At 65.2% G+C, this 22,236-nt stretch carries 25 protein-coding genes, 1 tRNA gene, 4 pseudogenes and 1 riboswitch; of the genes and pseudogenes, 14 read left to right on the top strand and 16 right to left on the bottom strand.

Going from position 1 to position 22,236, the window contains the following annotated elements:
• The first annotated feature begins 6 nt into the window (after window positions 1-6).
• Window positions 7-1,209 (top strand): zinc-dependent alcohol dehydrogenase, encoded by a 1,203-nt coding sequence (locus ASE91_RS04935; RefSeq protein WP_056623386.1) that lies wholly within the window; start codon window positions 7-9, stop codon window positions 1,207-1,209.
• On the top strand, window positions 1,209-1,979 hold the full coding sequence (locus tag ASE91_RS04930) for an SDR family NAD(P)-dependent oxidoreductase (protein ID WP_056623384.1): 771 nt from the start codon (window positions 1,209-1,211) through the stop codon (window positions 1,977-1,979). Before ASE91_RS04935 ends, ASE91_RS04930 begins: the two co-directional genes overlap by 1 nt.
• 79 nt (window positions 1,980-2,058) lie before the next feature.
• Here the strand turns inward: ASE91_RS04930 and purU are convergent, their stop codons facing one another.
• The 7 genes from purU to ASE91_RS20465 are packed head-to-tail and all read right to left on the bottom strand — an operon-like array spanning window position 2,059 to window position 7,352.
• Window positions 2,059-2,940: a formyltetrahydrofolate deformylase gene (gene purU, locus ASE91_RS04925; RefSeq protein ID WP_056623381.1), complete on the bottom strand. Its 882-nt coding sequence runs from the start codon at window positions 2,938-2,940 to the stop codon at window positions 2,059-2,061.
• A gap of 49 nt (window positions 2,941-2,989) precedes the next feature.
• Window positions 2,990-3,907, bottom strand: a complete 918-nt coding sequence (locus ASE91_RS04920) for a copper resistance protein B (RefSeq protein ID WP_056623378.1) — start codon at window positions 3,905-3,907, stop codon at window positions 2,990-2,992.
• Window positions 3,904-5,745 (bottom strand): copper resistance system multicopper oxidase, encoded by a 1,842-nt coding sequence (locus ASE91_RS04915; protein ID WP_056623583.1) that lies wholly within the window; start codon window positions 5,743-5,745, stop codon window positions 3,904-3,906. The genes ASE91_RS04920 and ASE91_RS04915 overlap by 4 nt, the downstream gene beginning before the upstream one ends.
• Window positions 5,746-5,796: 51 nt before the next feature.
• Window positions 5,797-6,363 (bottom strand): RNA polymerase sigma factor, encoded by a 567-nt coding sequence (locus tag ASE91_RS04910; protein WP_056623375.1) that lies wholly within the window; start codon window positions 6,361-6,363, stop codon window positions 5,797-5,799.
• On the bottom strand, window positions 6,360-6,803 hold the full coding sequence (locus ASE91_RS04905) for a periplasmic heavy metal sensor (protein ID WP_056623373.1): 444 nt from the start codon (window positions 6,801-6,803) through the stop codon (window positions 6,360-6,362). Before ASE91_RS04905 ends, ASE91_RS04910 begins: the two co-directional genes overlap by 4 nt.
• The gene (locus ASE91_RS04900) at window positions 6,800-7,066 is read right to left on the bottom strand and encodes a hypothetical protein (protein WP_156357672.1); all 267 of its coding nucleotides are present in this window, start codon (window positions 7,064-7,066) and stop codon (window positions 6,800-6,802) included. Before ASE91_RS04900 ends, ASE91_RS04905 begins: the two co-directional genes overlap by 4 nt.
• Window positions 7,067-7,112: 46 nt before the next feature.
• The gene (locus tag ASE91_RS20465) at window positions 7,113-7,352 is read right to left on the bottom strand and encodes a hypothetical protein (protein ID WP_156357671.1); all 240 of its coding nucleotides are present in this window, start codon (window positions 7,350-7,352) and stop codon (window positions 7,113-7,115) included.
• 302 nt (window positions 7,353-7,654) lie between these two features.
• Between ASE91_RS20465 and ASE91_RS04895 the strand changes: the two genes are divergently transcribed.
• The 8 genes and pseudogenes from ASE91_RS04895 to ASE91_RS18675 all read left to right on the top strand — a co-directional run bounded on the left by ASE91_RS04895 (window position 7,655) and on the right by ASE91_RS18675 (window position 12,271).
• Window positions 7,655-8,368, top strand: a complete 714-nt coding sequence (locus ASE91_RS04895; RefSeq protein WP_200911198.1) for an SDR family NAD(P)-dependent oxidoreductase — start codon at window positions 7,655-7,657, stop codon at window positions 8,366-8,368.
• A gap of 250 nt (window positions 8,369-8,618) precedes the next feature.
• Window positions 8,619-8,786, top strand: a pseudogene (locus ASE91_RS19190) (oxidoreductase); the annotation flags it as partial.
• A gap of 137 nt (window positions 8,787-8,923) precedes the next feature.
• Window positions 8,924-9,154, top strand: coding sequence for a hypothetical protein (locus tag ASE91_RS20925; protein ID WP_327196761.1), 231 nt, complete (start codon window positions 8,924-8,926; stop codon window positions 9,152-9,154).
• Between the two features lie 182 nt (window positions 9,155-9,336).
• Window positions 9,337-9,951: a YceI family protein gene (locus ASE91_RS04885; RefSeq protein ID WP_056623367.1), complete on the top strand. Its 615-nt coding sequence runs from the start codon at window positions 9,337-9,339 to the stop codon at window positions 9,949-9,951.
• Between the two features lie 68 nt (window positions 9,952-10,019).
• The gene (locus tag ASE91_RS04880) at window positions 10,020-10,601 is read left to right on the top strand and encodes a cytochrome b (RefSeq protein ID WP_056623364.1); all 582 of its coding nucleotides are present in this window, start codon (window positions 10,020-10,022) and stop codon (window positions 10,599-10,601) included.
• 25 nt (window positions 10,602-10,626) lie between these two features.
• Window positions 10,627-11,169, top strand: a complete 543-nt coding sequence (locus ASE91_RS04875) for a YceI family protein (protein ID WP_056623361.1) — start codon at window positions 10,627-10,629, stop codon at window positions 11,167-11,169.
• A gap of 10 nt (window positions 11,170-11,179) precedes the next feature.
• Window positions 11,180-11,929, top strand: a complete 750-nt coding sequence (locus ASE91_RS04870) for an SDR family oxidoreductase (RefSeq protein WP_056623358.1) — start codon at window positions 11,180-11,182, stop codon at window positions 11,927-11,929.
• A 21-nt stretch (window positions 11,930-11,950) separates the two neighbouring features.
• Entirely contained in the window at window positions 11,951-12,271 is a 321-nt protein-coding gene (locus ASE91_RS18675; RefSeq protein WP_082453822.1) for an NAD(P)H-binding protein, read from the top strand.
• A 189-nt stretch (window positions 12,272-12,460) separates the two neighbouring features.
• On the opposite strand, the gene ASE91_RS04865 is transcribed toward ASE91_RS18675, so the two are convergent.
• The 4 genes from ASE91_RS04865 to ASE91_RS19870 are packed head-to-tail and all read right to left on the bottom strand — an operon-like array spanning window position 12,461 to window position 14,225.
• The gene (locus ASE91_RS04865; protein WP_056623355.1) at window positions 12,461-12,784 is read right to left on the bottom strand and encodes a LytTR family DNA-binding domain-containing protein; all 324 of its coding nucleotides are present in this window, start codon (window positions 12,782-12,784) and stop codon (window positions 12,461-12,463) included.
• A gap of 60 nt (window positions 12,785-12,844) precedes the next feature.
• On the bottom strand, window positions 12,845-13,186 hold the full coding sequence (locus ASE91_RS04860; RefSeq protein ID WP_055994302.1) for a response regulator: 342 nt from the start codon (window positions 13,184-13,186) through the stop codon (window positions 12,845-12,847).
• The gene (locus tag ASE91_RS18670) at window positions 13,183-13,911 is read right to left on the bottom strand and encodes a sensor histidine kinase (protein ID WP_162233623.1); all 729 of its coding nucleotides are present in this window, start codon (window positions 13,909-13,911) and stop codon (window positions 13,183-13,185) included. Before ASE91_RS18670 ends, ASE91_RS04860 begins: the two co-directional genes overlap by 4 nt.
• 26 nt (window positions 13,912-13,937) lie before the next feature.
• Window positions 13,938-14,225, bottom strand: a complete 288-nt coding sequence (locus ASE91_RS19870; protein WP_162233622.1) for a hypothetical protein — start codon at window positions 14,223-14,225, stop codon at window positions 13,938-13,940.
• 71 nt (window positions 14,226-14,296) lie between these two features.
• On the opposite strand from ASE91_RS19870, the gene ASE91_RS04840 reads away from it, so the two are divergent.
• Window positions 14,297-15,462, top strand: a protein-coding gene (locus ASE91_RS04840; RefSeq protein ID WP_156357670.1) for an IS3 family transposase whose coding sequence is annotated in 2 segments (ribosomal slippage) — window positions 14,297-14,549 and window positions 14,549-15,462 — 1,167 coding nt in all. Because the reading frame shifts where the segments join, the coding sequence is not laid out codon by codon here.
• 108 nt (window positions 15,463-15,570) lie between these two features.
• On the opposite strand, the gene ASE91_RS04835 is transcribed toward ASE91_RS04840, so the two are convergent.
• Window positions 15,571-15,644 (bottom strand) — tRNA-Cys (locus ASE91_RS04835).
• Between the two features lie 317 nt (window positions 15,645-15,961).
• Between ASE91_RS04835 and ASE91_RS19185 the strand changes: the two are divergent.
• Window positions 15,962-16,094 (top strand): annotated as a pseudogene (locus ASE91_RS19185) (IS481 family transposase); the annotation flags it as partial.
• Here ASE91_RS19185 and ASE91_RS20460 read toward each other — a convergent pair.
• The 3 genes and pseudogenes from ASE91_RS20460 to ASE91_RS04825 form a co-directional block, all read right to left on the bottom strand.
• Window positions 16,094-16,471: pseudogene (locus tag ASE91_RS20460) on the bottom strand (transposase); the annotation flags it as partial. The pseudogenes ASE91_RS19185 and ASE91_RS20460 sit on opposite strands and share 1 nt — an antisense overlap.
• Before the next feature lies 1 nt (window position 16,472).
• A partial coding sequence (locus tag ASE91_RS20455; protein ID WP_235530334.1) for a transposase occupies window positions 16,473-16,787 on the bottom strand: 315 nt, incomplete at its 3' end.
• A gap of 57 nt (window positions 16,788-16,844) precedes the next feature.
• Window positions 16,845-17,099: pseudogene (locus ASE91_RS04825) on the bottom strand (transposase); the annotation flags it as partial.
• A gap of 423 nt (window positions 17,100-17,522) precedes the next feature.
• Window positions 17,523-17,604: riboswitch (ZMP/ZTP riboswitch) on the top strand.
• Between the two features lie 17 nt (window positions 17,605-17,621).
• On the opposite strand from ASE91_RS04825, the gene ASE91_RS04820 reads away from it, so the two are divergent.
• Complete coding sequence (locus tag ASE91_RS04820) at window positions 17,622-18,254, top strand: LysE family translocator (RefSeq protein ID WP_056623341.1); 633 nt, start codon at window positions 17,622-17,624, stop codon at window positions 18,252-18,254.
• 170 nt (window positions 18,255-18,424) lie between these two features.
• Here ASE91_RS04820 and ASE91_RS04815 read toward each other — a convergent pair whose 3' ends face one another.
• Entirely contained in the window at window positions 18,425-20,782 is a 2,358-nt protein-coding gene (locus ASE91_RS04815; RefSeq protein WP_235530324.1) for a glycoside hydrolase family 31 protein, read from the bottom strand.
• A gap of 312 nt (window positions 20,783-21,094) precedes the next feature.
• On the opposite strand from ASE91_RS04815, the gene ASE91_RS04810 reads away from it, so the two are divergent.
• On the top strand, window positions 21,095-22,174 hold the full coding sequence (locus ASE91_RS04810; RefSeq protein WP_156357669.1) for an AraC family transcriptional regulator: 1,080 nt from the start codon (window positions 21,095-21,097) through the stop codon (window positions 22,172-22,174).
• Window positions 22,175-22,236: the final 62 nt, after the last annotated feature.

Below are 22,236 nucleotides of genomic sequence, written 5' to 3'. Positions count from 1 at the left end.
CCGGCGATGCGCGCACTTACCTGGCACGGCAAGCATGACGTCCGCGTCGATACCGTTCCCGATCCCGAGATCATCAATCCCCGCGATGCGATCATTAAGATCACGTCGACCGCGATCTGCGGGTCTGACCTGCACCTGTATGACGGCTATATCCCGACGATGAAGGCCGGCGATATACTCGGCCACGAATTCATGGGCGAAGTCGTCGAGACGGGGCCGAATTCCACGCTGAAGAAGGGGCAGCGCGTCGTCGTGCCCTTCGTCATCGCCTGTGGCAGCTGCTACCATTGTTCGAAGCAGCAATTTTCGGGTTGCGAGAACGGCAACCCTGCCGACAATCAGGATATTGCGCAGGAATTGTGGGGACAGGTCGGGTCGGCTCTGTTCGGATACAGCCATATGACCGGCGGCTATCCCGGCGGACAGGCGGAATATGTCCGTGTCCCGTTCAGCGATGTCGGGCCGATCGTGATCCCCGAAGGGATCGAGGACGATAAAGTGCTGTTCCTGTCCGACATCCTGCCAACCGGATGGATGGCGGCCGAAAATGCCGATATCGAGGACGGCGATATCGTGGCGGTCTGGGGATGCGGCCCGGTCGGGCTGTTCGCGATCCAGTCGGCGTTGCTGATGGGTGCGCACCGGGTGATCGCGATCGATCACTTCCCGCACCGCCTCTCACTGGCCAAGGGATTAGGGGCGGAGGTCCTCAATTTCGAGGAAACCGATATCTACGATGCGCTGATGACGATGACCGGCGGGATCGGTCCCGATGCGGTGATCGACAGCGTCGGTCTCGAAAGCCATGGGATGTTCGTCGACAATATCGTCGACCAGATCAAGGCATCGACCTTTCTCGGCACCGATCGACCGCATGCCTTGCGTCAGGCGATCGTCGCTTGCCGCAAGGGCGGACGGGTCTCTGTGCCGGGCGTCTATGGCGGATTGATCGACAAATTCCCGTTCGGCGCGCTGATGGAAAAGGGGCTGACGCTCAAGACCGGGCAGACCCATGTGCAGCGCTATCTGCCAGGGCTGTTGGCTGCCATCATGGAGGACAAGATCGACACGACCTTCATGATTTCCGACCGGATGGCGCTGGAGGATGCGCCAAAGGGCTACCAGAAATTCCATGACGAACAGAATGTCTGCACCAAGGTCGTGCTGAAGCCCGACTGGGCGAAGGCCGCCGCGACGGGAGAAGCGTGATGGCGAACAAACTGGCAGTAATCACCGGTGCCTCGACCGGGATCGGGTATGAACTGGCAAAGATCGCGGGGGCGGAAGGCTATGATCTGATCGTCGTTGCCGACGAACCGCAGATCACCGTTGCCGCCGACGATTTCGGTGCGGGAGCGGTGCGGGCGGTCGAGGCCGATCTGGCGACGTTCGAGGGCAACGACCGGTTGCTGGACGAGGTGGCCGGGCGGCCGGTCGACCTGCTGATTGCCAATGCCGGGCGCGGTCTCGGCCACGCCTTTGTCGAGCAGGACGTGTCGGCGTGGCGTCGGGTCATCGAAACCAACGTCACCGGCACGACGTACCTGCTGCAAAAGGTGGCGCGCGACATGGCGGCGCGGGGCGAGGGGCGCATCCTCATCACCGGATCGATCGCCGGCCTGATCCCTGGCAGCTACCAGGCGGTATACAACGCGACCAAGGCGTATCTCGACAGCTTCGCCTATGCGCTGCGCGAGGAGTTGAAGGACAGCGGGGTGACGATCACGGTGCTGATGCCGGGGCCGACGGATACCCGCTTCTTCGAACGTGCCGGCATGATGGATACACCGGTCGGCAAGGACGATTCGAAGGAAGATCCGGCGAAGACCGCGCGCAATGGCTGGGACGCGGTGATGGCCGGATCGGCGCATGTCGTGTCGGGCGCGAAGAACAAGCTGCAAGCCGCGATCAGCCATATCACGCCGGACAGCGTGCTGGCGAAGATGCATACGAACATGGCAAAGCCCGACGGGGAGTAGGACGATCGTTCGCAAACTGAACCGTTCGTCCCGAGGGCTCAGGCCCTGCTGGCGCGAACGGTTCGGGGCACATCGGACCTTATCGAAACACCACCGTCCGGTGACCGTTCAAAAACACCCGCCGTTCCGCTGCCCAGCGGACGGCGCGGGCCAGCACCTGCGCCTCGACATCGCGGCCGATGCGGATCAAATCGGCTTCGGTGTTGCGGTGGTCGACACGTTCGACCGCCTGTTCGATGATCGGGCCTTCGTCGAGATCGCCGGTGACATAATGGGCCGTCGCGCCGATCAGCTTGACGCCGCGATCATGCGCGCGGGCATAGGGGCGCGCGCCCTTGAAGCTCGGCAGGAAGCTGTGATGGATGTTGATGCAGCGTCCGGCCAGCCGCAGCGACAGGTCGCTGCCGAGCACCTGCATGTAGCGGGCGAGCACCAGCAATTGCGCATCGGATTGTTCGAACACGCGCAGCATCGCCGCTTCCTGTCCCAGCCGGTCGCCGTCAACGATCGGCAGGTAATGGAACGGCACGCCATGCCATTCTGTCAGCGCGCGCAGCGACTGGTGGTTGGAAACGACTCCGACGATCTCGACCGGCAGGTCGCCGGTCTTCCACCGGTGGAGCAGGTCGTTTAGGCAATGGCTGCCTTTCGACACGGCGATCAGCACGCGCATCCGCTCGGCAAAGGGGACGATCGACCAGTCGAGCGCGAAGTTTTCGCCGATCTCTGCGAACCCCCGCGTCAACGCATCGAGATCGATCGGAAAGGCCGGGCCGGCGCCTGCGAATTCCACCCGCATGAAGAAACGTCCGGCTTCGAGATCGGCATATTGCTGGCTGTCGAGGATGAAGCCGTCGATCCGCGCCAGATGCCCGCTGACCGCCGCGACGATCCCGACGCGATCGGCGCACGACAGCGTCAGCACATAGGCGGGTGATCCCGCTGCGTCGGAAACCGGCATCGACTTTTCCCCTGTTGGTCGGGGGGGCTCTAGCGACAAATGCGCGCGGTTAGAACCATGCGCGGATGCCGGCGACCAGACCGATGCCGCCGCTATCATCGCCCGCCGCGCGGCCGAAGCGCCGGGTATCGCCGAAGCGACGTTCCCAGTTCACCCCGACATAGGGCGCAAATTCGCGGGCGATCTCATACCGCAGGCGGAGGCCCAGTTCGGCATTCGTCAGCCCCGATCCCGTACCGGTCTCGCGTATGTCCTGTGCGGACAGGTTCAGTTCGGCGCGCGTTTGCAGGATCAGCCGCTGGGTGAGGCGCTGATCGTAATAGCCCTCGATCCGGCCGAGCAACTCGCCTTTGGTCGAGAGGAAGGCGGCAGCGTTCAATTCGAACCAATAGGGGGCGAGGCCCTCGACCCCGACCGTGACATAGGTGCGAGCCGGGGTCGGGCGGATGTCCTGCCGGATGCCGGCCTGCAGGTTGAAATAGGGATCGATCGCGCGCGAATACAGCGCCTGGACCTCGGCGGCGTCGAGGCGGTCGCCGCCTTCGCCCTCGCTCTTGACGACGAGGCGGTGGATGTCGCCGCCATACCAGCCCTCGCCTTCCCACGCATAGCCGCCGTCCTTCCACTCGGCACGGTCGAGCAGCAGTTGGGCGAAGCGCTGGCCGCCGCCTTCCTCGGCCATCATCGCATCGCGCGACCGGGCCATGACATCGCCGCCCCAGACGCGGTCGGCGTAATGCGGCATCGGGACCGGCGGGGGCGGCGCGCTGCCGGGCGACTGATCGGTGCCGGTGGGTTCGGCCGCTTCGGCGGGTGCGGCCGGTTCGGTGGTCTTCTCGGCCGGCTGCGCTGTGGGTTGTGCAGGTGCCGCGGGCGGCATCTGCATATGGTCCATATGGCTATGGTCCTGCGCGACGGCGGGGACCGCAGCGGCGAGCGCGAGCAGCGTGGCAAGGGTGCGGATCATGCGGCGGCTCCCTGCGGACGGACCGAGACGACGCGCATCATGCCGGCGAGCATGTGGTAGAGCATATGGCAATGGAACGCCCAGTCGCCGACGGCATCGGCGGTCAGGTCGAGACTGACGATCCCGCCCGGTTGCACCAGCACCGTATGCTTGCGGGGACTATGGTCGCCATGCCCGGTGACGAGTTCAAAGAAATGGCCGTGCAGATGGATCGGATGCGCCATCATCGTGTCGTTGATCAGGTTGATACGGACCCGCTCCCCTTCGGCAAAAGCAAAGGGTTCATGGGTGTCGACCATCCGCTTGCCGTCGAACCCCCACATGAAGCGTTCCATGTTGCCGGTCAGGTGGATGTCGATCTGGCGACCCGGCGCGCGGACGTCGGGATTACGATCGAGCGAGCGCAGCTGGCGATAGGTCAGCACGCGGTGGCCGGCATCCTCCAGCCCCTGTCCCGGATAGTCGGTGCGGTCGGCTGCCATCGGCGAGATCGTCTGGACGCCCGGTGTCTTCGCGACGCCCGGCGCGTTGGCGAAGTCGCGCATGCCATGATCCATCTCGGCCATGCCGCCGCCCATGCCGCCCATGCCGCCCATTTCATCGCTCGCCGCGCCATCATGGCCCATCGCGGCGTGGTCCGGTGCGGGCTGTGCCTGCGTCTGCGCCGTCGTGGCGAGACGACGCGAGGCATTCTGTTCGGCGGTCGGGTCGGGACGACCGGGTTTGCTTTCATTCCCCATGCCACCCATGCCCATATCGGTCATCGTCGCGAGCGGGCGGGCCCGCAGCGGCGGGACCGGCGCGGTCAGGCCGGGGCGGGGGGTGAACGTCGCACGGGCCATGCCCGACCGGTCGACGCTTTCCCCGACCAGCGTATAGGCCGCGTCGCCGGGGGTGACGATCGCATCATAGGTTTCCGCGACGCCGATCTGGAACTCGTCGACGGTCACCGGCTGCACGTTCAGCCCGTCGGACTGCACGATCGTCAGCGGCAGGCCGGGGATGCGCACGTTGAACGTCGTCATCGCCGAGGCATTGACGATCCGCAGCCGCACCCGCTCGCCGGGGGTGAACGCGCCGGTCCAGTTGTCGACCGGACCATGACCGTTGACCAGGTAGGTATAGGTCGCCCCGGTCGCGTCGGCGATATCGGCGGGGTCCATCCGCATCTTGCCCCATTCGGCGCGGTCCTTCGCGCTCTGGTCGCGACCCGCCAGCAAGCCTGCCAGCGTCTGCCGCTGAAAGTTGTAATAGCCGGGTTGCAGCTTCATCCGGCGAAAGATCGTCGCCGGGCTCGACCGGCTGTGATCGGACAGGACGATCACATGCTCGCGGTCGAAGGCGACGGGGTCGGGGGCGGCGGGATCGATGACGATCGGACCGTACAGCCCCGCCTGTTCCTGCCCGCCCGAATGGCTGTGATACCAATAGGTCCCGTTCTGCCGGACCGGGAAGTCGTACAGAAAGCTCTGTCCCGCCGGGATACCGGGAAAGGAGATGCCGGGCACGCCGTCATATTGGAACGGCACCAGCAGCCCGTGCCAGTGCAGCGAGGTTTCGACGTCGAGATCGTTGACGACGCGGATCCGCGCGCGTTGCCCTTCGCGCAGGCGGATCAGCGGGGCGGGGGACATGCCGTTGATGCCGATGCTGCGCGACGGGCGGCCATCGACCATGCGGTTGATCCGGCCGATCCGCAGTTCGATCAGGTCGCCCGACACCACCGGGCCGTTCGTCGCCTGTCGTGCGCCAAGCGGCGTCCATGCGCCGAGCGTCATCGCGCCGCCGCCCAGCGCCACGCCCCGTAACAACCGGCGGCGATCGATCGTCGTCGTCATGCAAAAATCCTCGTCATCCATCCGGTCATACGCAGCACGGGCACCGCCCCCTCAACCAGCCAGCAATTCGGCGAGCCTGATGCGGGCGCGCCGGATGCGGGTCTCGACCGCCTTGGTGGAAATGCCGAGCAGCGCGGCGGCGTCGGACTGGCGCATCTCCTCGACCGTGCACAGCAACAACGGTTCGCGCAGGGTCGCAGGCAGCATCGCGATCGCAGCGCGCAGCCGGGCGGTTTCCTGTCGCTGTTCGGCGGCCACTGCCTGATCGGGACCGTTCGTCGCGATCGAGTCGGCCATCTCATCGACCGATCGTGCGCCGAAAAAGAAGCGCCGCAGCGCCCGCCGTCGCGCAAGGTCGCGGCATTTGTTCAGCGCGATCGTCGCCAGCCACGCCGCCATCGGGCGCGATCCGTCATAGCGGCCGAGTGCGCGATAGGCGGACAGGAACGTCTCCTGCACCAGATCGAGCGCTTCGTCGGGATCGCCGACGCTGTTCAGGATCAGGCGATACACCCGGCTGCGATGACGCTGCATCAGCGATGCGAAAGCGGCTTCGCTGCCGGCCAGTGCCTTTGCCGCCAGGTCGCCGTCATCTGGGCCGGGATCGGCTACGGTCACTGCGCGGGGTGGGTGAGCGCGCGTGCCACCGCCCGGTCGAACGCCGGGGTCTGATCGGGACGCAGCAGTCGCCGCATCGCGAAGACATGCGCGAGGGTGGCTTTCTGCAACGTGCCCATCGTCCGGTGCGACGCGTCCACTGCCGCGGCGACGCGCGGGCCGTCATCCTGCTCGGCGGCCATCGCCTGCGCCAGCCGCGCATTGTCGGCGCGCATCTGTGCCTGCAACGCCGCACGCCGCGTCGCATACCCCGCCTCCAGCGCGTCGAGCCGGCGCATCTGCTCGGGCGTCAACCGCATGTCGTCATGGAGCAGGGCATGGAGTTCACCGCCATGCGCCGTCGAAGGACGATCGCCGATCATGCGACCGGCAAGTACCCCGCCCAGCGCCGCGAGAAAGGCGACGATGGCGACCAGAACCGTCCACCGGGTCCGGCTCATCGGCCGGCCAGCAGCGTCGACGGAGCGAGCGCGAGGTCGTCGGCGAAGGTCGCCGCCGGCTGCGGACGCGGGATCGGATCGGCGGCGATCAGCCCCATGGTCACCGCCCCGATCGCGGCGACCCCGGCCAGGCGCACGCCCGCCGCACGCGCCGCGCCATCCGCCCGCATCCGGGCGAACACGGTCGGGGCAAGCGCGTCGAGGCGCGGATCGTCGGTGACGTGCGACAGCCGGCGCAGCGATTGGTCGAGATCGTCGATCATAGCATCCATTCCACCCTTACGCTGAAATGCTACGCAGCGTCTCCGGTCAACCCTCGACCAGGACGCAGATCATGCCGAATTTCTCGGATTTCTCGACCCGGCTGGCGATTGCCGACCTTTCGATTTTCACGCCAAGCTGCTCACGTTGTCGAAACGAGCAGCCAACGGCTTGACCGACGATCGCGCCGGGCATCGGTCCGACAGGTGGGCGGGCCGCCAATCCCACGCACATCGTCTGCGCGTCACCCTTGGACGCACGACGCCCGAAGCGGATACGACAGGCCATCCCTAACCCGCTCCGATCGCCTGGGCGATACCGCGCAGCCCACCGGCACTGCGGGTTCTTGGCATATGCCGTCCTGATTTCCAGTCGCCGGGCATCCGTCCCTATCGCCGTCCGGAGGCAACACGGGGCGAGTCATGTCTTGCCGCTATGGAGTACCGGCTCTTGCCGAATATCTCGAACGCAAGCGTGGAAACTTGATCTCTTCCCGGCATTTTCAAAGCGTGGGAACTGCCATGCCGGAACGCATTCACAGCTTTCGAAGAGGCAGCCAGATGGACAATTTCCCAACACATGCAGGCCGCGTGGCGGTCGTTACCGGCGCGGGTCGAGGCATCGGGGCGGCGATCGCGATCGGTCTGGCGGCCCGCGGCGCTCGCGTGGTGATCGCCGACATGACGCCGCCGGACGCCACCGTCGCGACGATCGGCGGAGCGGCCGTCGGCGTCGCAGCGGACATCTCCACCCCCGCGGGCTGGGCGGCGATCGAACACGCCGCCACGGCGGCATTCGGCGACGTCGACATCGTCGTCAACAATGCGGCCTATTATCCCAACCACCCGATCGACGACCTCGATTTCGAGACGTGGCGCCGGACGATGTCGGTCAATCTGGACGCGCAATATCTCTCCGCCAAACAGTTCGTGCCGGCGCTGCGGCGCAGGGGCTGGGGCCGGTTCGTCGGCATCTCGTCCAACTCGATCGGCCTGAACGTGCAGGGCATGAGCCATTACATGGCATCGAAGATGGGCATCATCGGCTTCATGCGCGGTCTGGCCAACGATGTTGCCGCCGACGGCATCACCTGCAACGCGATCCTGCCCGGACTGACGCATACCGTCGCCACCGAGGCGCAGGGCGAGGAAGCCCGCCGCGCGGTGTGGCAGGCGCAGGCGATCCAGCGCTTCGCCGAACCCGACGAGATCGTCGGCCCGGTGCTGTTCCTGACCAGCGACGACGCCGCCTTCATGACCGCACAGGCGGTGGTCGTCGACGGCGGACAATATCGGGTCGGCTGAATCCCTTTTTCGGAGTGACGGACATGGCGGGACGTTTGCAGGACAAGGTGTGCATCATCACCGGCTCCGGCGGCAGCATCGGGCGCGAGTCGGCGTTGCGCTTCGCCGCCAATGTCGCGCTGTTCCTCGCATCCGACGAAAGCTCGTTCGTGACCGGCGTCGATATCAAGGTCGATGGCGGTGTGGTGAGCGCCCCGCGCGCGGCCTGGTCGCGCCCTGCTCCCCCCTTGTTCCAGAAAGCAGTTTTCGCATCACCGACCTCCGGTCCGACATCCTGTTCCAGCCCGGCAGCATCGGCGCGTTGCCGATCCGCAACCGCATCGTCATGGCGCCGATGGCCCGGTCGCGCTCGCCCGGCGGCGTGCCGGGGGCGGACGTCGCCGCCTATTACCGGCGCCGGGCGGAAGGCGGCGTCGGGCGGAGGCGGCGCTCGCCACACCGGTCAACAGGCTGTAGGAAGAGGAGGACCGGGACGGGACATGGCGGGCATATGTCAACGGGATGTTGGCAGGGCCCTACCGATCGCTGTTCGCGCGGATTGACCTGTTGATACTGTTGGCCGCGCCGGGATGGGACGTGGTGCTCGACTGGCGACTGGAGCAGGAACGGGCGCTGCGACGCAGTGGTGCCGAGGGTCGGGACGTCATGACGGATACCGAGGTCGCCCGCTTCATCATCCACTATGAGAGGCTGACCCGGCACATCCTCGAAGAGATGCCGCAACGCGCCGACGTCGTGGTGTTAATGGTTAAGGACCGGCGTCTTTCGTCGCTGCTCGCTCGATAGCATCCGTTCGGCATACCGGTCTTCGAGCACCATGTCCCCCAACCGGCAAGACCGGTACTGTTCGAAACGATCGAACGATCTGGTCTAAACTATTCGTCTGTTCGGGACGCGCTTTCGCCAGCATATGCCCCACAGCATCGCTGCCGATCACGAAGCATTCGCCGCCGAAAAGGGAAACCGCCATGAAGACACTGATTGCCGCCGCACTCTCGATCACCGCCATCGCCGCGACCACTGCGACCGTGGCCCAGACCGCGCCGGCCGAGAGTCCCGCCACCGTGAAGGCGGGCACCTACACCGTCGAGACCTATCACACGTTGGTCCGGTTCGGGGTGAACCACTTCGGCATCAACGAATTCTTCGGCACCTTCCCCGGCGCCAAGGGCAGCCTGACGATCGATCCGAAGAACGTGGCGGCGACGAAGCTGGACGTCGCGGTGCCGGTCGCCACCGTCTCGACGACCAACGCGACACTCGACAAGGAACTGGTCTCCGCCGACTGGCTGGACGCCGCGAAGTTTCCCGAGATACGCTTCATCTCGACAACCGTCACGCGCACCGGCGCGACGACCGCCCGGATCGCGGGCAACCTGACGCTGCACGGCGTGACGAAGCCGGTGATGCTCGACGCGACCTTCACCGCGGCAGCGACCAACCCGATGAACAAGGCGTATACGCTCGGCTTCAAGGGCAGCGGCGTCATCAAGCGGACCGATTTCGGCGTCAGCAAATACGCGCCGCTGGTCAGCGACGAGACGACGATCAATATCAGCGCGGCGTTCGAGTACAAGAGCTGATCGTTCGCCCGCGATGCCCCGTCCGGCGCGGCCGGGCGGGGCGTCATCACTTCGGAAAGGGATCCTCCATGCGCACCCGCTATTCCGCCGTCGCCATGGTCCTGCACTGGACCATCGCGGTGCTGATCCTGGCCAATCTGCTGCTCGGCTGGCGAATGGGCTATCTGAAGGGCATGGCGCAGTTCGACATGTTCCAGCTCCACAAGTCGATCGGCATCACCGTGCTGGTGCTGAGCGTCGCGCGGCTGGCGTGGCGGCTGCTCAATCCGCCGCCGCCGACAGTCGCGCCGATGAAGCCGTGGGAGCACCGCGTCGCGAGCGCTACCCACTGGTTCTTCTACGTCATGATGATCGGCATGCCGCTGACCGGCTGGGCGATGGTGTCGGTCAGCCCGTACAACATCCCGACGTTGCTGTGGAAGACGATCCCGTGGCCGCACATCGGCGTCCTCCATTCGCTCGATGCGGCCGGCAAGGCGCAGGTCGAGGCAATCGGCGGTGGCGCGCACCTGTATCTCGCGCTGGGCGGCGCGGCGCTGATCGCGCTGCATGTCGCGGCGGCGCTGAAGCATCAATTCATCATGCGTGACGGCGTCCTGGGCCGGATGGTTCCGGGCCTGGCCAGCACGCCGACCGCAAACCGAGGATAATCGAACCATGCGTTGCTTCCCCATCATGGCCGCCGTCCTGGTCGCCGCCCCCGCCATCGCCGCGCCCGCCCCGTCATGGACGATCGACAAGGCCCGATCGCAGGTCGCGTTCGTCGCCAGCACGAACGGACAGGCGATCAACGGCAGCTTCCGCCGGTTCGACGCGCGCATCGCGTTCGATCCCGCCAACCTCGCCGGGTCGAGCGTCGCGGCGGTGATCGACACCGCCTCCGCCGCGACCGGCGATGCCTCGCGCGACGAATCGCTGCCGACGCCGGACTGGTTCAACGTCCGCGCCTTCCCGCGCGCGACCTTCGTGTCCAAGTCGTTCAAGAGCCTCGGCGGCAACCGCTATCAGGCGGCGGGGACGCTGACGATCCGCGGCGTGGCGCGGCCGGTCGTCTTGCCGTTCCAGCTGGCGATCAACGGCAACGCCGCCCAGATGCGCGGCATACTCACAATCGACCGGCGCTGGTTCGGTGTGGGGCAGGGGCAGTTCGCCGGCGTCGATGCGGTCGCGGCCGCGGTCAAGGTCAACATCACCATCAACGCCCGCAAGACGGGTTGAGGATATCGCCATGCAGCAGAGCGGCAACACCATTCTCATCACCGGCGGTGGATCGGGCATCGGCGCGGCGCTGGCGCAGCGGTTCCACGATCTGGGCAACACCGTCATCGTCGCCGGACGGCGGCAGGCGGCGCTGGACGCGACGATCGCGGGGCGGGCGGACATGCACGCGATGACGCTAGATGCCGATGACGCGGGGGCGATCACGGCGTTCGCCGCCGCGGTGACGGAGCGTTTCCCCGACCTCAACGTCCTCATCAACAATGCCGGCATCATGCGCGTCGAGTCGCTCGATACCGCGCGTGACCTCGGCGATGCGGAGGCGACGATCGCGACCAACCTGCTCGGTCCGATCCGGATGACCGACGCGCTGGTCGATCACCTCGTCGCGCGCGGCAACGGGGCGATCGTCAACGTCACTTCCGGCCTCGCTTTCGTGCCGCTGGTCGCGACGCCGACCTATTCGGCGACCAAGGCGGCGCTGCATTCCTACACCGTGTCGCTGCGCGCCGTGCTGTCCGGCCGGGTCGAGGTCATCGAGCTCGCGCCGCCCGCGGTCCAGACCGAACTCACCCCCGGCCAGTCGACGCGGGATGGCTATCAGCCGCTCGACGCATTCGCCGACGAGGTGATGGCGCTGTTTGCGCAGGAGCCGACCCCGGCCGAGCTGCTGGTCCAGCGCGTCCACCCGCTGCGCTTCGCCGAGCGCGACGACCGCTTCGCCGCGATACTGGAACGGCTGAACGGTCAGGCGCACTGAGCCTCTTCGAAGCGCTGGATCATGGGCAGGATCGGCCTCATCGGCGCATCAGGAAACGGCGGCGCGTGCATCCTGAAAAAACGGTCGGACCGCGGCCATAGTGTCACCGCCATCGCGCGCCGTGTGGACAGGATCACGACGCTGCCGGGCATCACCGCTCTTTACGGCGACATGGCGGATGCGGAGCAGCTTGCCAGCCTGCTCGCAAGGCAGGGCGCGGTCGTCGGCCCCGTCCAGAGGCGTTGGGCGCATAGCACTTGCCCGTTTCGCTCAGCAGGACAAGGCGCGAGATTCGCGCTCAACCGGTTGGCGACGATCGCCCGGACGAACCGCCGTCGATGATGATGACGAAGGCGGGATCGGCGTCCCGCCGCGGTCGAGGGGCTTGAGGCTGTGTGTCAACATCGGTCCTTCTGCTGTAGCGGGCCGGGCATGTCGGCGCATGGCTTTCGCCGGCTCGTCTGCGAAGCCGCATCCGGTCAGATGGATGAGCACCAGCCTTGGCAAAACCGGGTAACTTTCGATCGACGCTCACAGCCGGAGGCGGTGACGAATCCCGCTCAAATAGTTTCGACCCACTGGCCTTTCTGTGTCATCGGCGTCGATGACGACCCACGCCCCTGCGCCGACATAACGCATTCCCTTTATGCGCGTCAGATCGATGACCGTGGACCGATGGATGCGCACGAACGACTGTGAAGCGAGGCGGCTCTCCATATCGCCGAGAGTCGCGCGAAGCAGATAGGACCGGCCTTCGCCGATAATCCGGATATAGTCGCGTTCGGCCTCAATCCGTTCGATCCGATCGGTGGCCAACCGGATGACCGATCCGCGATATGGTACCCAGAAATCCAATGGGGCGCTGGCGATCGCTGAATCCTGCGCCAGAGTTGCGGTCAGACGATCTAGTGTCCGTCAGATACGTTCGGGGACGATCGGCTTCAACACATAGTCGACGACGGCAAGGTCGAACGCCTCCTTGGCGAAGTGGTCGTGCGCAGTGATGAACACGATCCGCGGTGGCGTTGGCAGCGCGCACACCTCGGCGGCGACTTCCAGACCACTCAACCCGGGCATTGCGATATCGAGGAACACGACCTGTGGCCGGGTTTCGGTGATCAGGTCCAGCGCGGTTGGCGCGTCTACCGCCTCGCCGACGATCCGTACCTGTCCGGACCGCGCGCAGAACCGGCGCACGCCCTCGATCGCGAAAGGTTCATCTTCGATGATGACGGCCGTGAAGGGCGCAGCTGTCACGACGACACCAGCGGCACTGTAAACTCGGATCGGAAGCCGCCGCGCTGCAGCGTGCGCGCGACCAGTCGACCGGCATTGCCGAATCGGGCCAACAGACGCTCGGTGACGTTGCAAAGCCCGATGCCCAGTCCGATCAGCGTCGCCGGCTCGTCCGACGGTGATCCAGACCACGCGTCATCCTCGATCCGGACGACGAGCATGTTCGCGTCGGACCGGAACGCCCGTATCGAAAGCAGCACGGACGCGCTCGTCATTGCCACGCCGTGCTTGATCGCATTCTCGACCAATGGCTGGAGGATCAGCGCAGGCAGCCGGGCGTGGCGGACGTCATCGTCGACGTCGATGGTCACCGTCATCAGATGCGCGAACCGGCGGCGCGCGAGCGTGAGGTAGCGCAACTGCATGTCCACCTCGTCAGCCAATTCGACCTCGGCTACCGAATCGGCGGCCAGCCCGTAGCGCAGGAAGGCGCTGAACTCGCCGATCATGCCCTCCGCCTCGGACACGTCCCGACGATTGACGAGCGTCGCCAGAGAATTCAGGCAATTGAACAGGAAGTGCGGGTTAATTTGATAGCGAAGCGCGCGGATCTCGGCGAGCCTCGCCTGCTCGCCTGGGATCTCGGCGAGCCTCGCCTGCTCGCCTGCTCGCGGGCACGACTGGCAAGGCGTTCCGCCGCTGCGGTCTGCGCAGCCGATTCCAGCCAGAGATAGAGCAGACCCCAAGCGGCGAACACGAACAAGAAGTTGACCTAATATTCCTTGGCAACCAACCACAGATACGCAGGCGTGCACACCGTTCCATCGACGCATAGCTCGTTGGTGAATAAGGAAAGCACATAGAACGCGAACGAATTGATGAGAGCGAAAAGGCATCCCGCGAGGATGCTGAGACCGGCGATCCAGATTAACCTGGTCGTGGTCGTGATCGGGCTAATTCGGCGCAGGACAAGGTGCATGGCCCAGGCCAGTCCCGCCCCGGCAGCCGAAACCGCGATCTGCCGTATTATCGACGGGATTTGATTGCTCTCGTCGATCAACAGCGTTCGGACTGACGTGACCCCCGTTTCTTCATCCACCTGAACTAGAGCACGTCAGAAGGAGGGACGGAATGAAGCGGAAGCAGTTTTCGGAAGAGCAGATCATCGGCGTCCTGAAGGAGGCCAAGGCGGGCGCGGTGGCAACGGAGCTGTGCCGCAAGCACGGTATGTCGAGTGCGACCTACTGCGCATGGAAAGCAAAGTTCGGCGGTCTGGAGGTATCCGACGCGAAGCGTCTGCGGTCGCCGGAAGAGGAGAACGCCCGGCTTAAACGGCTGCTCGCGGACACGATGCTGGATAACGCGGGTCTGAAGGATCTGCTGTCAAAAAAATGGTGACGCCCGCCGCGAAGCGGCAAGCAGTCGCACATCTCCAGACGACGCTGGGAATGAGCGAGCGGCGGGCGTGCACGGTCGTCGGGGCAGACCGCACGAGCATGCGGTATCGCTCGTGCCGAGCGGATGATGGCAACCTGCGGTCGCGTTTGCGTGAGCTTGCGCAGCAGCGCGGGCGGTTCGGTTATCGACGGCTGCACATCCTGCTTCGTCGGGACGGCATCACGATCAACCGCAAGAAGACCCAGCGGCTCTACCGTGAGGCGGGTTTGACGGTCAGGCGCCGGAAAGGGCGAAGGCGCTCTGTTGGCGCGCGGGGTCCCGCGCCGGTGCTGGCGCTTCCCAACCAGCGCTGGAGCCTGGACTTCGTGCACGACCAGCTCGTCACCGGTCGGCGGTTCCGCGTGCTCAACATCGTCGATGACGTTACACGGGAGTACCTTCGGGCGGTGGTGGACACGTCGATCTCGGGCCGACGGGTCGCGCGCGAACTGGCCGATCTGATCGCCGAGCGTGGCAGACTGAAGATGATCGTCAGCGACAACGGGACCGAACTCACCTCGAACGCGGTGCTCGCCTGGTCCGGCGACGTGGGCGTCGAGTGGCATTACATCGCGCCGGGCAAGTCGACGCAGAATGGTTTCGTCGAGAGCTTCAATGGTCGCATGCGCGACGAGTTGCTCAACGAGACGCTGTTCTTCACCATCGGTCAGGCCCGCTCGATCCTCGCCCGCTGGTTCGACGACTACAACACGGAGCGGCCCCACTCGGCGCCTAGCTACGCTACTCCGGCCGCGTTCGCTGCCGGGCTTGAACAGCAACGGCCGGGGTTAACCCCGCCCGTTGCTTCACCTGCGCTCATGCGCGACAACACCGGTCGGTCGCTAATTGCCGCCGGATGAAAGCATAGGGTCACGTCAGTCTGAAAAGAGCGCAACTGCTCGTTTTCAAAGTTTCCCCCGCCTGCAGATGCTCGGGTAAGCAGCCTGGTGTGAAAGCCGACATAACCCTGGAGGCGCGACCGGGAATCGAACCCGGGTGCAAGGATTTGCAGTCCTCTGCGTCACCACTCCGCCATCGCGCCTCGATACGGTGGAGCGGCCGTTTGCGTTGGTTTTCATGCCACGTCAACCCAGCGATCGCGGGATTTCACCGATGTTTGCTGCACACATGATATAAACGTTACGTGAAAGCGACATGGCCGCCCGTAGCACTAGGCCTTCGCCCTACGTTGCGCCACTGGAGGTAGCCATCTCGCGAGCGCCCTTCGTGGGGTTAGACCAATATTGTGCAGTTTTGCTTCGAGGAGAACGGTGGCGTCGCATCGCTGCGTGGCAGAACTAGGTGTTTGATCCCACGGTTTGATGGTACGATCCTTTCTTTGGAATGGAAGGAAGCCGCATGGGACAGGTACATCACGGGAGCGCCACGACCACGCACGCCGTCCGAGCAGCAATACAGCTTGTCGCAAGCTTCGCTCTTGACGCTGAGTCGTGAGCTGGGGATCAACCCAAAGACAGTCGCGAAGTGGCGTACTGCGAACTGGGCCTTTGCCATGGTCCACTCACGCGGCGGCATTCTCCACTCTTTCTCCGACCGGTTCAGGATCAGGTAGAGCAGCTTGGTGGCGGCTTCGTCGCTGGGGAAATGCCCTCGGGCACGCACGGCCCGGCGCAGTTTCGAATTGAGCGCCTCAATGGCATTCGTCGTGTAGATGATCCGCCGGACCTCGTCGGGAAAGGCGAAGAAGGGGGTGACCTCGGCCCAGGCGCGTCGCCAGCTCTGGGCAATGGCGGGGTAGCGGGTACCCCAGGGACTGGCCTCGAACGCGGTCAGTGCCAGCTCGGCGGCCTCGGCGCTGGTCGCGATGTGGAGGGCTTTGTTGCGGACCATGCCCTCGTCGCGGATCTCNCGGCCGTTGCTGCCAGATCGCCACCTCGTCGAGCACGGCGTCGGTCACCGTCGAGATCAGGTCCGGCGACACGTCGATGCCATACAGATCGTGCAGGTGCCCGGCGATCTTCCGGCTGTAACCGTTTCGCGTGTTCCCAGCACCGTCATCGCCGGCGAGGTGGTAATTTATCTCCGCGTTCAACGCGCGCTCGGTCAGTGCCTTCTTCAAAGCATCGAGCAGGCCGCCCTGAGCAAGGGCGGCGCCGGCATCACCACCTGCCAGTAGCTGGTCGAGCAAATCATTCGATAACGCAGGCTCTTTGCGTCGGGAAATATGGGGTCTCCATCTTTCCCATTATGCCCGCCCGCACACGAAATTCCTGACAGGCCCCGATACAGCCGCCTTGATGCCGTCATGGGCGTCCGAGATGATGAGTTTCACGCCCCGTAACCCACGCCTTGCGAGGCTGCGCAGGAAGTCGGTCCAGAACGTCTCTGCCTCCGATGCGCCGATCGCCATTCCCAGCACCTCGCGCCGCCCGTCGCCGTTCACGCCGACCGCGATGGTGACGGCAACTGAGACGATGCGGCCGGCCTGCCGCACCTTCAGGTACGTCGCATCGACCCAGACATACGGCCAGTCGCCTCCGATCATCTCACGGAGGAAATCGGCGTCCGCGCTCTTTCCCACCAGCACCTGCAGGTTCATCGTATCGTCGGTCATCGGGGTCTCCGTCGGTTGGATGTCGCAACCCAAACCTATCCGAAGATCTCCGATGGCTACCCCTCAGCTACACCACACCCCGGGGACACGACCCTTTCGCTCCCCTCTAGGATTTGCTCGAGCCGTATTGAAGCGGCTCTCATGCTCCGGCGCAGGCCGGAGCGTCGGCTATCGCATTACTTCGTCCCAAAAACGAACGGCCAGCAAGACGGCCGGGCATTCTCATTGGGATACTGGATCGAGAACGGCTCGGCGTTCCCGGAACACGTAGAAACCGGGAAACGGGAATGATCGGCCGCGTCGATCGACCCTCTTTACCGGTCGCGCCGCGCCTCTCTATCTTTCGGAACCTTACGTAACTGACGTTGAAAGATGGGGACCCATTGGGAAGCGCGGGGGTAGCTGGCCGCGCGTCTGGGCATCCTTCCCGTATGAAGAATGTAGATGCCCGAACTGACCAGCCTGCTGACCTTCGCCGTCATCGCGCTCGGCATGGTCCTGACGCCGGGACCGAACATGGTGTACATCATATCGCGGTCGATCTGTCAGGGCAGAACTGCCGGCATGATCTCGCTGGGCGGCGTCTCCCTTGGATTCGTGTTCTACATGCTGTGTGCCGCATTCGGCATCACCGCCTTCGTGCGGATGGTGCCCTGTGCCTACGACACCATCCGCATCGCCGGCGCCCTCTATCTGCTGTGGCTTGCGTGGCAGGCGGTCCGTCCCGGTGGCCGCTCGCCGTTCGAGGTCAGGGACTTGCCCGAGGACGGGCCGCGCACACTCTTCCTCATGGGCTTTCTGACGAACCTCCTGAACCCGAAGATCGCCGTGATGTACCTGTCCCTGCTGCCGCAATTCATCGATCCGGCGCGGGGCAGCGTGCTGGGGCAGACTCTCATCCTGGGGACGGTTCAGATCGTCATCAGCGTCTTCGTCAACGCCATGATTGCGGTGTCGGCCGCGTCGATCGCTGTGTTCCTCACTCGAAGTCCGACATTCGCGCTCGTCCAGCGCCGGGTGATGGGAACGGTGCTGGTCGGCCTGGCCGTCAGGATGGCGACGCAAGCGCGCCGGTAGTCGGGATGATTGCTCGCTTACCGTTGGCGCGTTGCCAGCGGTGAGCGAAAGGGGTGGAACACTCCCCTTTGGGGATCGAGACATGAGAATGGATCGACCTTCCTGAAAATCTGTCGTCACGCTCTTCCCGAACTGCGGGGATACATCCCGTTCGCGATGCTATTTCCCCGTCATTCGAGCCGCACCGTGACCGGTCGGCCGGCATATCGGATGTTCGCGTCGCGCGGCATCGCTGCAACGGCCTTGCCGCCCGCGATCTGGACGATCCGGAATACCCTGTCCCGCGCCATGCCGGGATAACGTCCCTTGCGAGCGCCGATTGTCAGCGTGCCCGCCCGGTCGTCCAGCGCAAGCTCGATCGTGGCGTGCTCGCCGCGCCGCCATCCTTCGCCGTCGCCGGCATCGTCGTACAGGGTGAAGCGTCCATCGGCGCCGCGATAGACACGCAGTTCGATCGGCCGGTCCGGCGACTGGTCGGCATATTGGACGGGCGCGCCGAGTGGCAGGATCGTGCCGGCCGCGACATGGAGCGGAATGCGACCGATCGGGGCCGCGACCGTCACCCGCCGGCCCCCTGTTTGCCGCTCTCCGGTCCAGAAATCGTACCAGTCGCGCCCGGCGGGCAGGATGACGTCGCGCGCGACCGCGCCTTTTTCCACCACCGGGCTGACCAGCAGGGTGCGGCCGAACAGATACTGGTCGCGCACGTCGCGCACCGCCTGGTCCGCGGGAAAGGCCATGCCGAGCGGGTAGAGGAACGACGCGCCCCGATCGGTGACCTGCCAGGACAAGGCATAGAGGAACGGCAGCAGGCGATAGCGCAGCGTCACCGCGCCGAGCAGTGGACCGCGGCTTTCCTCGGGGAAGCTGTACAGCTCCTTGCCCTCGCCGGTGCCGTGGATGCGGAACATCGGGTTGAACACCGCGAATTGCAGCCAGCGCGTGAACAGCTCCTGATAGGCCGGGTCTTTCGGACTGCCGCCGAAAAAGCCGCCAATGTCCGCGGACCAATAGGGAATGCCACTCATCGAAAAGTTGACTGCGGCGGGGACCTGCCGGCGGAAGACGTCCCAGCGCCCGGCCACGTCGCCCGACCACGTGACGGCCGCGTTACGCTGCTGTCCCGCCCACGCGGAGCGGGTCAGGATGATCGGCCGTTTGCCCGAAACGTCGCGCGTCATTCCGTCATGCACTGCCGTCGTGTGCATCAGCGGGTAGGCGTTATAGACGACCGCACCCGAGCCGAGCGCCGTGGTGACGTCGCGCATCTCGCCCGTGCGCCCACCCAGTTCCGCCTCGCTGCCGTCGAGCCAATAGCCGTCGAAACCAATCGGACCGATGCGCTGCGATATCTGTTGCCAATAGAGCGTACGGGCGCGCGCGGAAAAGGCGTCGTACCAGCGGCCTTCCCCGGCAGGATATACGTTCGGGTAGGTCCGCGCATATAGTCCACCGATCGCGTCGAGCGCCTTCGTGGTATCCAGCCCGGCATCGAAGCGTGGCCAGACCGAAACGATGCTGTGGACGTTCTGGCGATGCAGCGTGTCGAGCATCGCCTTTGGATCCGGGAAGCGCGCCGGATCGAAACGCTGGCTGCCCCATTCGCCCGGCTTCCAATATTGCCAGTCCTGCACCACCGCATCGAGCGGGATGCCGCGGCGGCGATATTCGGCCGCGACGCCCAGCAGTTCGGCTTGCGAGGTATAGCGTTCCTTGGATTGCCACAGACCCCAGGTCCAGCGCGCCATCAGCGGCGCCTGTCCGGTAAGCTGGCGATATGCGCCGATGATGTCGTCCACGTCCGGTCCGGCGAACAGGAAATAGTCCACGCCGCTGCCGGCCTGCGACCGGAAAACGATGCGGTCGACGGCCTGCGGGATCGTGACCGCGACATCGGTCACCGCCGGATTGTTCCAGAACAGGCCATAGCCGGCCGTGGACACGAGGACCGGTACGCCGACATCGGTATTCGCCTGCTGAAGCCTGACCGTCGTACCGCGATAGTCGAGCAGCCCCGCCTGATGCTGGCCAAGGCCGTAGATCGCCTGATCGCTACCGACCTCGAAGCGCTGCTGCACCGCGCCATCGGGATCGGGTACATCGCCGAACCGGCGTGTCGCGGGATCCGCTTCGCCAATGATCGGCTTGTCGTCCACCCCGCGCAGCGACACCATGCCGGTCCTTTTATCGACGGCAATGCGCATCGCCGGGGTGGCGAGCACATAGCGGCCGGCTTCCTCGGCCATTGTCCATGCGACGCCGCGTGGCGTGCCGATCACGGCAAGCCCCGGCGCGATCGTTTCATTCGTTCTCGACACCGTGACACGGACGATGCGGTCGGCCCAGATGGTAACGCGCAGCATCCCGTCGGGAACGCGGAAGCTGGCACCCTCAGCGGTTCTGGCCGCCAGCACCGCACCAGCCTGCGGTGCCTGTTCTGCGGACTGCCAGGGCACCTGTGCCGCGATCGGCATTGCCCACGACGCCAGCATCGCTGCCGCCAGGCCGGCCTTTCCCTGCTGCATCATTCCCCGCCCCCTCGACATCGACGACCGCCTTTCACGTTGGCCGCATTCATGTCAGACAAATCGGATATCAGCAAGGTGGCCGGTCGCACCTTCGGCTAGCGTTCCAGAGGGTGCCATCTTCGGGTTCGGCAGCCTGGTCCCGGCGATCGAGACATTCCCGCAAAGCGATCGGGAGAAGAGAATGCGACAGCGTTCTCGCAACCCGCCCGGCCTCGTATGTCGAGGACCCCTAGGCGGCAGCGCGTGTACACCTCAATCGCCCATTGACGTTGCCGATATGGCGAGGCTGATAGTCGCGTGAATATCGGTCCCATGTCCCTCATCCTCGGTCTGTTCGAGGTGCAGATGCTGGTGTTGGCGGCTGCCATCATCGGGCGGGGCGAGATGGCGCGACGCTCTCTCGGTGCTTTGCTGATAGTCCTGTGCGGCGTGCTGACGCCGTTCACTATCGGCTATGCTGGCTTCTACGATCGATGGCCGTGGCTTTCGTTCGCGCCGTTCGCCGTTCCTCTGGCGATGGGGCCATTGCTCTATGCGCACCTGAACGCCCTGATCTTCGATCGACCGATACCGCGTTGGCACGCCGCGTTGCCGACGGCCCAGTTCGCCTATCAGGCTGCGGCCTTCTGCCTGCCGCTCGATCTGCGCGGCGCGTTCGACCGGGAGGTGCAACGCCCCTGGCTCGACCCGGTTCTGGCGGCGCTGCTGCTCGTGTCGATGGTCGGATATGCCGTCGCCGGCCTGCGCGCGTTGCGCCGCCATCGAGGCTGGTTGCTGGCGCGCCGATCGGACCTCGCCGCGGCAAGGCGCGTGCGAGCGGTGCTGATCGCCTATGCCGCGATCGTGACGGTGCGGACGGGATACCTGATCACGGATGCACTGATCGCGCCGCTGTCCTACTTCGACATGTTCGGTTTCTACGTCGTGCTGGCGGTCGTCGGCAATTACCTGGCGATCGAGGGCTGGCGGCAGGCGGACGCCCGGCCGCAGCCGATCGTGGAGCCGGTCGAGCGCGATTGGCGACCGATCGCGGCCGGGTGGATGGACCGGATCGAGGCGCAGGAATGGTGGCGCGATCCGGACCTCGATCTTGCCGGGCTGGCCCGCAGGCTGGGGACCAACACCGCCTATCTGTCCCGCGGCCTCAACGAGGGGCTGGGGCTGGGGTTCGCCGAAGCGATCAACGGGCTGCGCGTCGAGCATGTCGCCGCCCGCCTGCGGGATGGCGCCGATGGCGATATCCTGACGCTCGCGATCGATGCCGGCTTCGGATCGAAGGCGACCTTCAACCGCGTCTTCAAGGAGCGGTTCGGCGTCACGCCCTCGGCCTATCGGCGCGTCTCAACCGACAAAAACGACGCGGCACGCCCGGATTTGCAGCGCACCACCTGACTGGACTTGCCCCGGAAAAGTGGAGAGTTCTCCTTAAGGTGAAAGGCGAACTCGATGACGAA

It is taken from the genome of Sphingomonas sp. Leaf62, from assembly GCF_001421915.1.
In the GTDB taxonomy this organism is placed as follows: domain Bacteria; phylum Pseudomonadota; class Alphaproteobacteria; order Sphingomonadales; family Sphingomonadaceae; genus Sphingomonas.
This window is presented reverse-complemented; position numbering and strand designations above follow the sequence as displayed.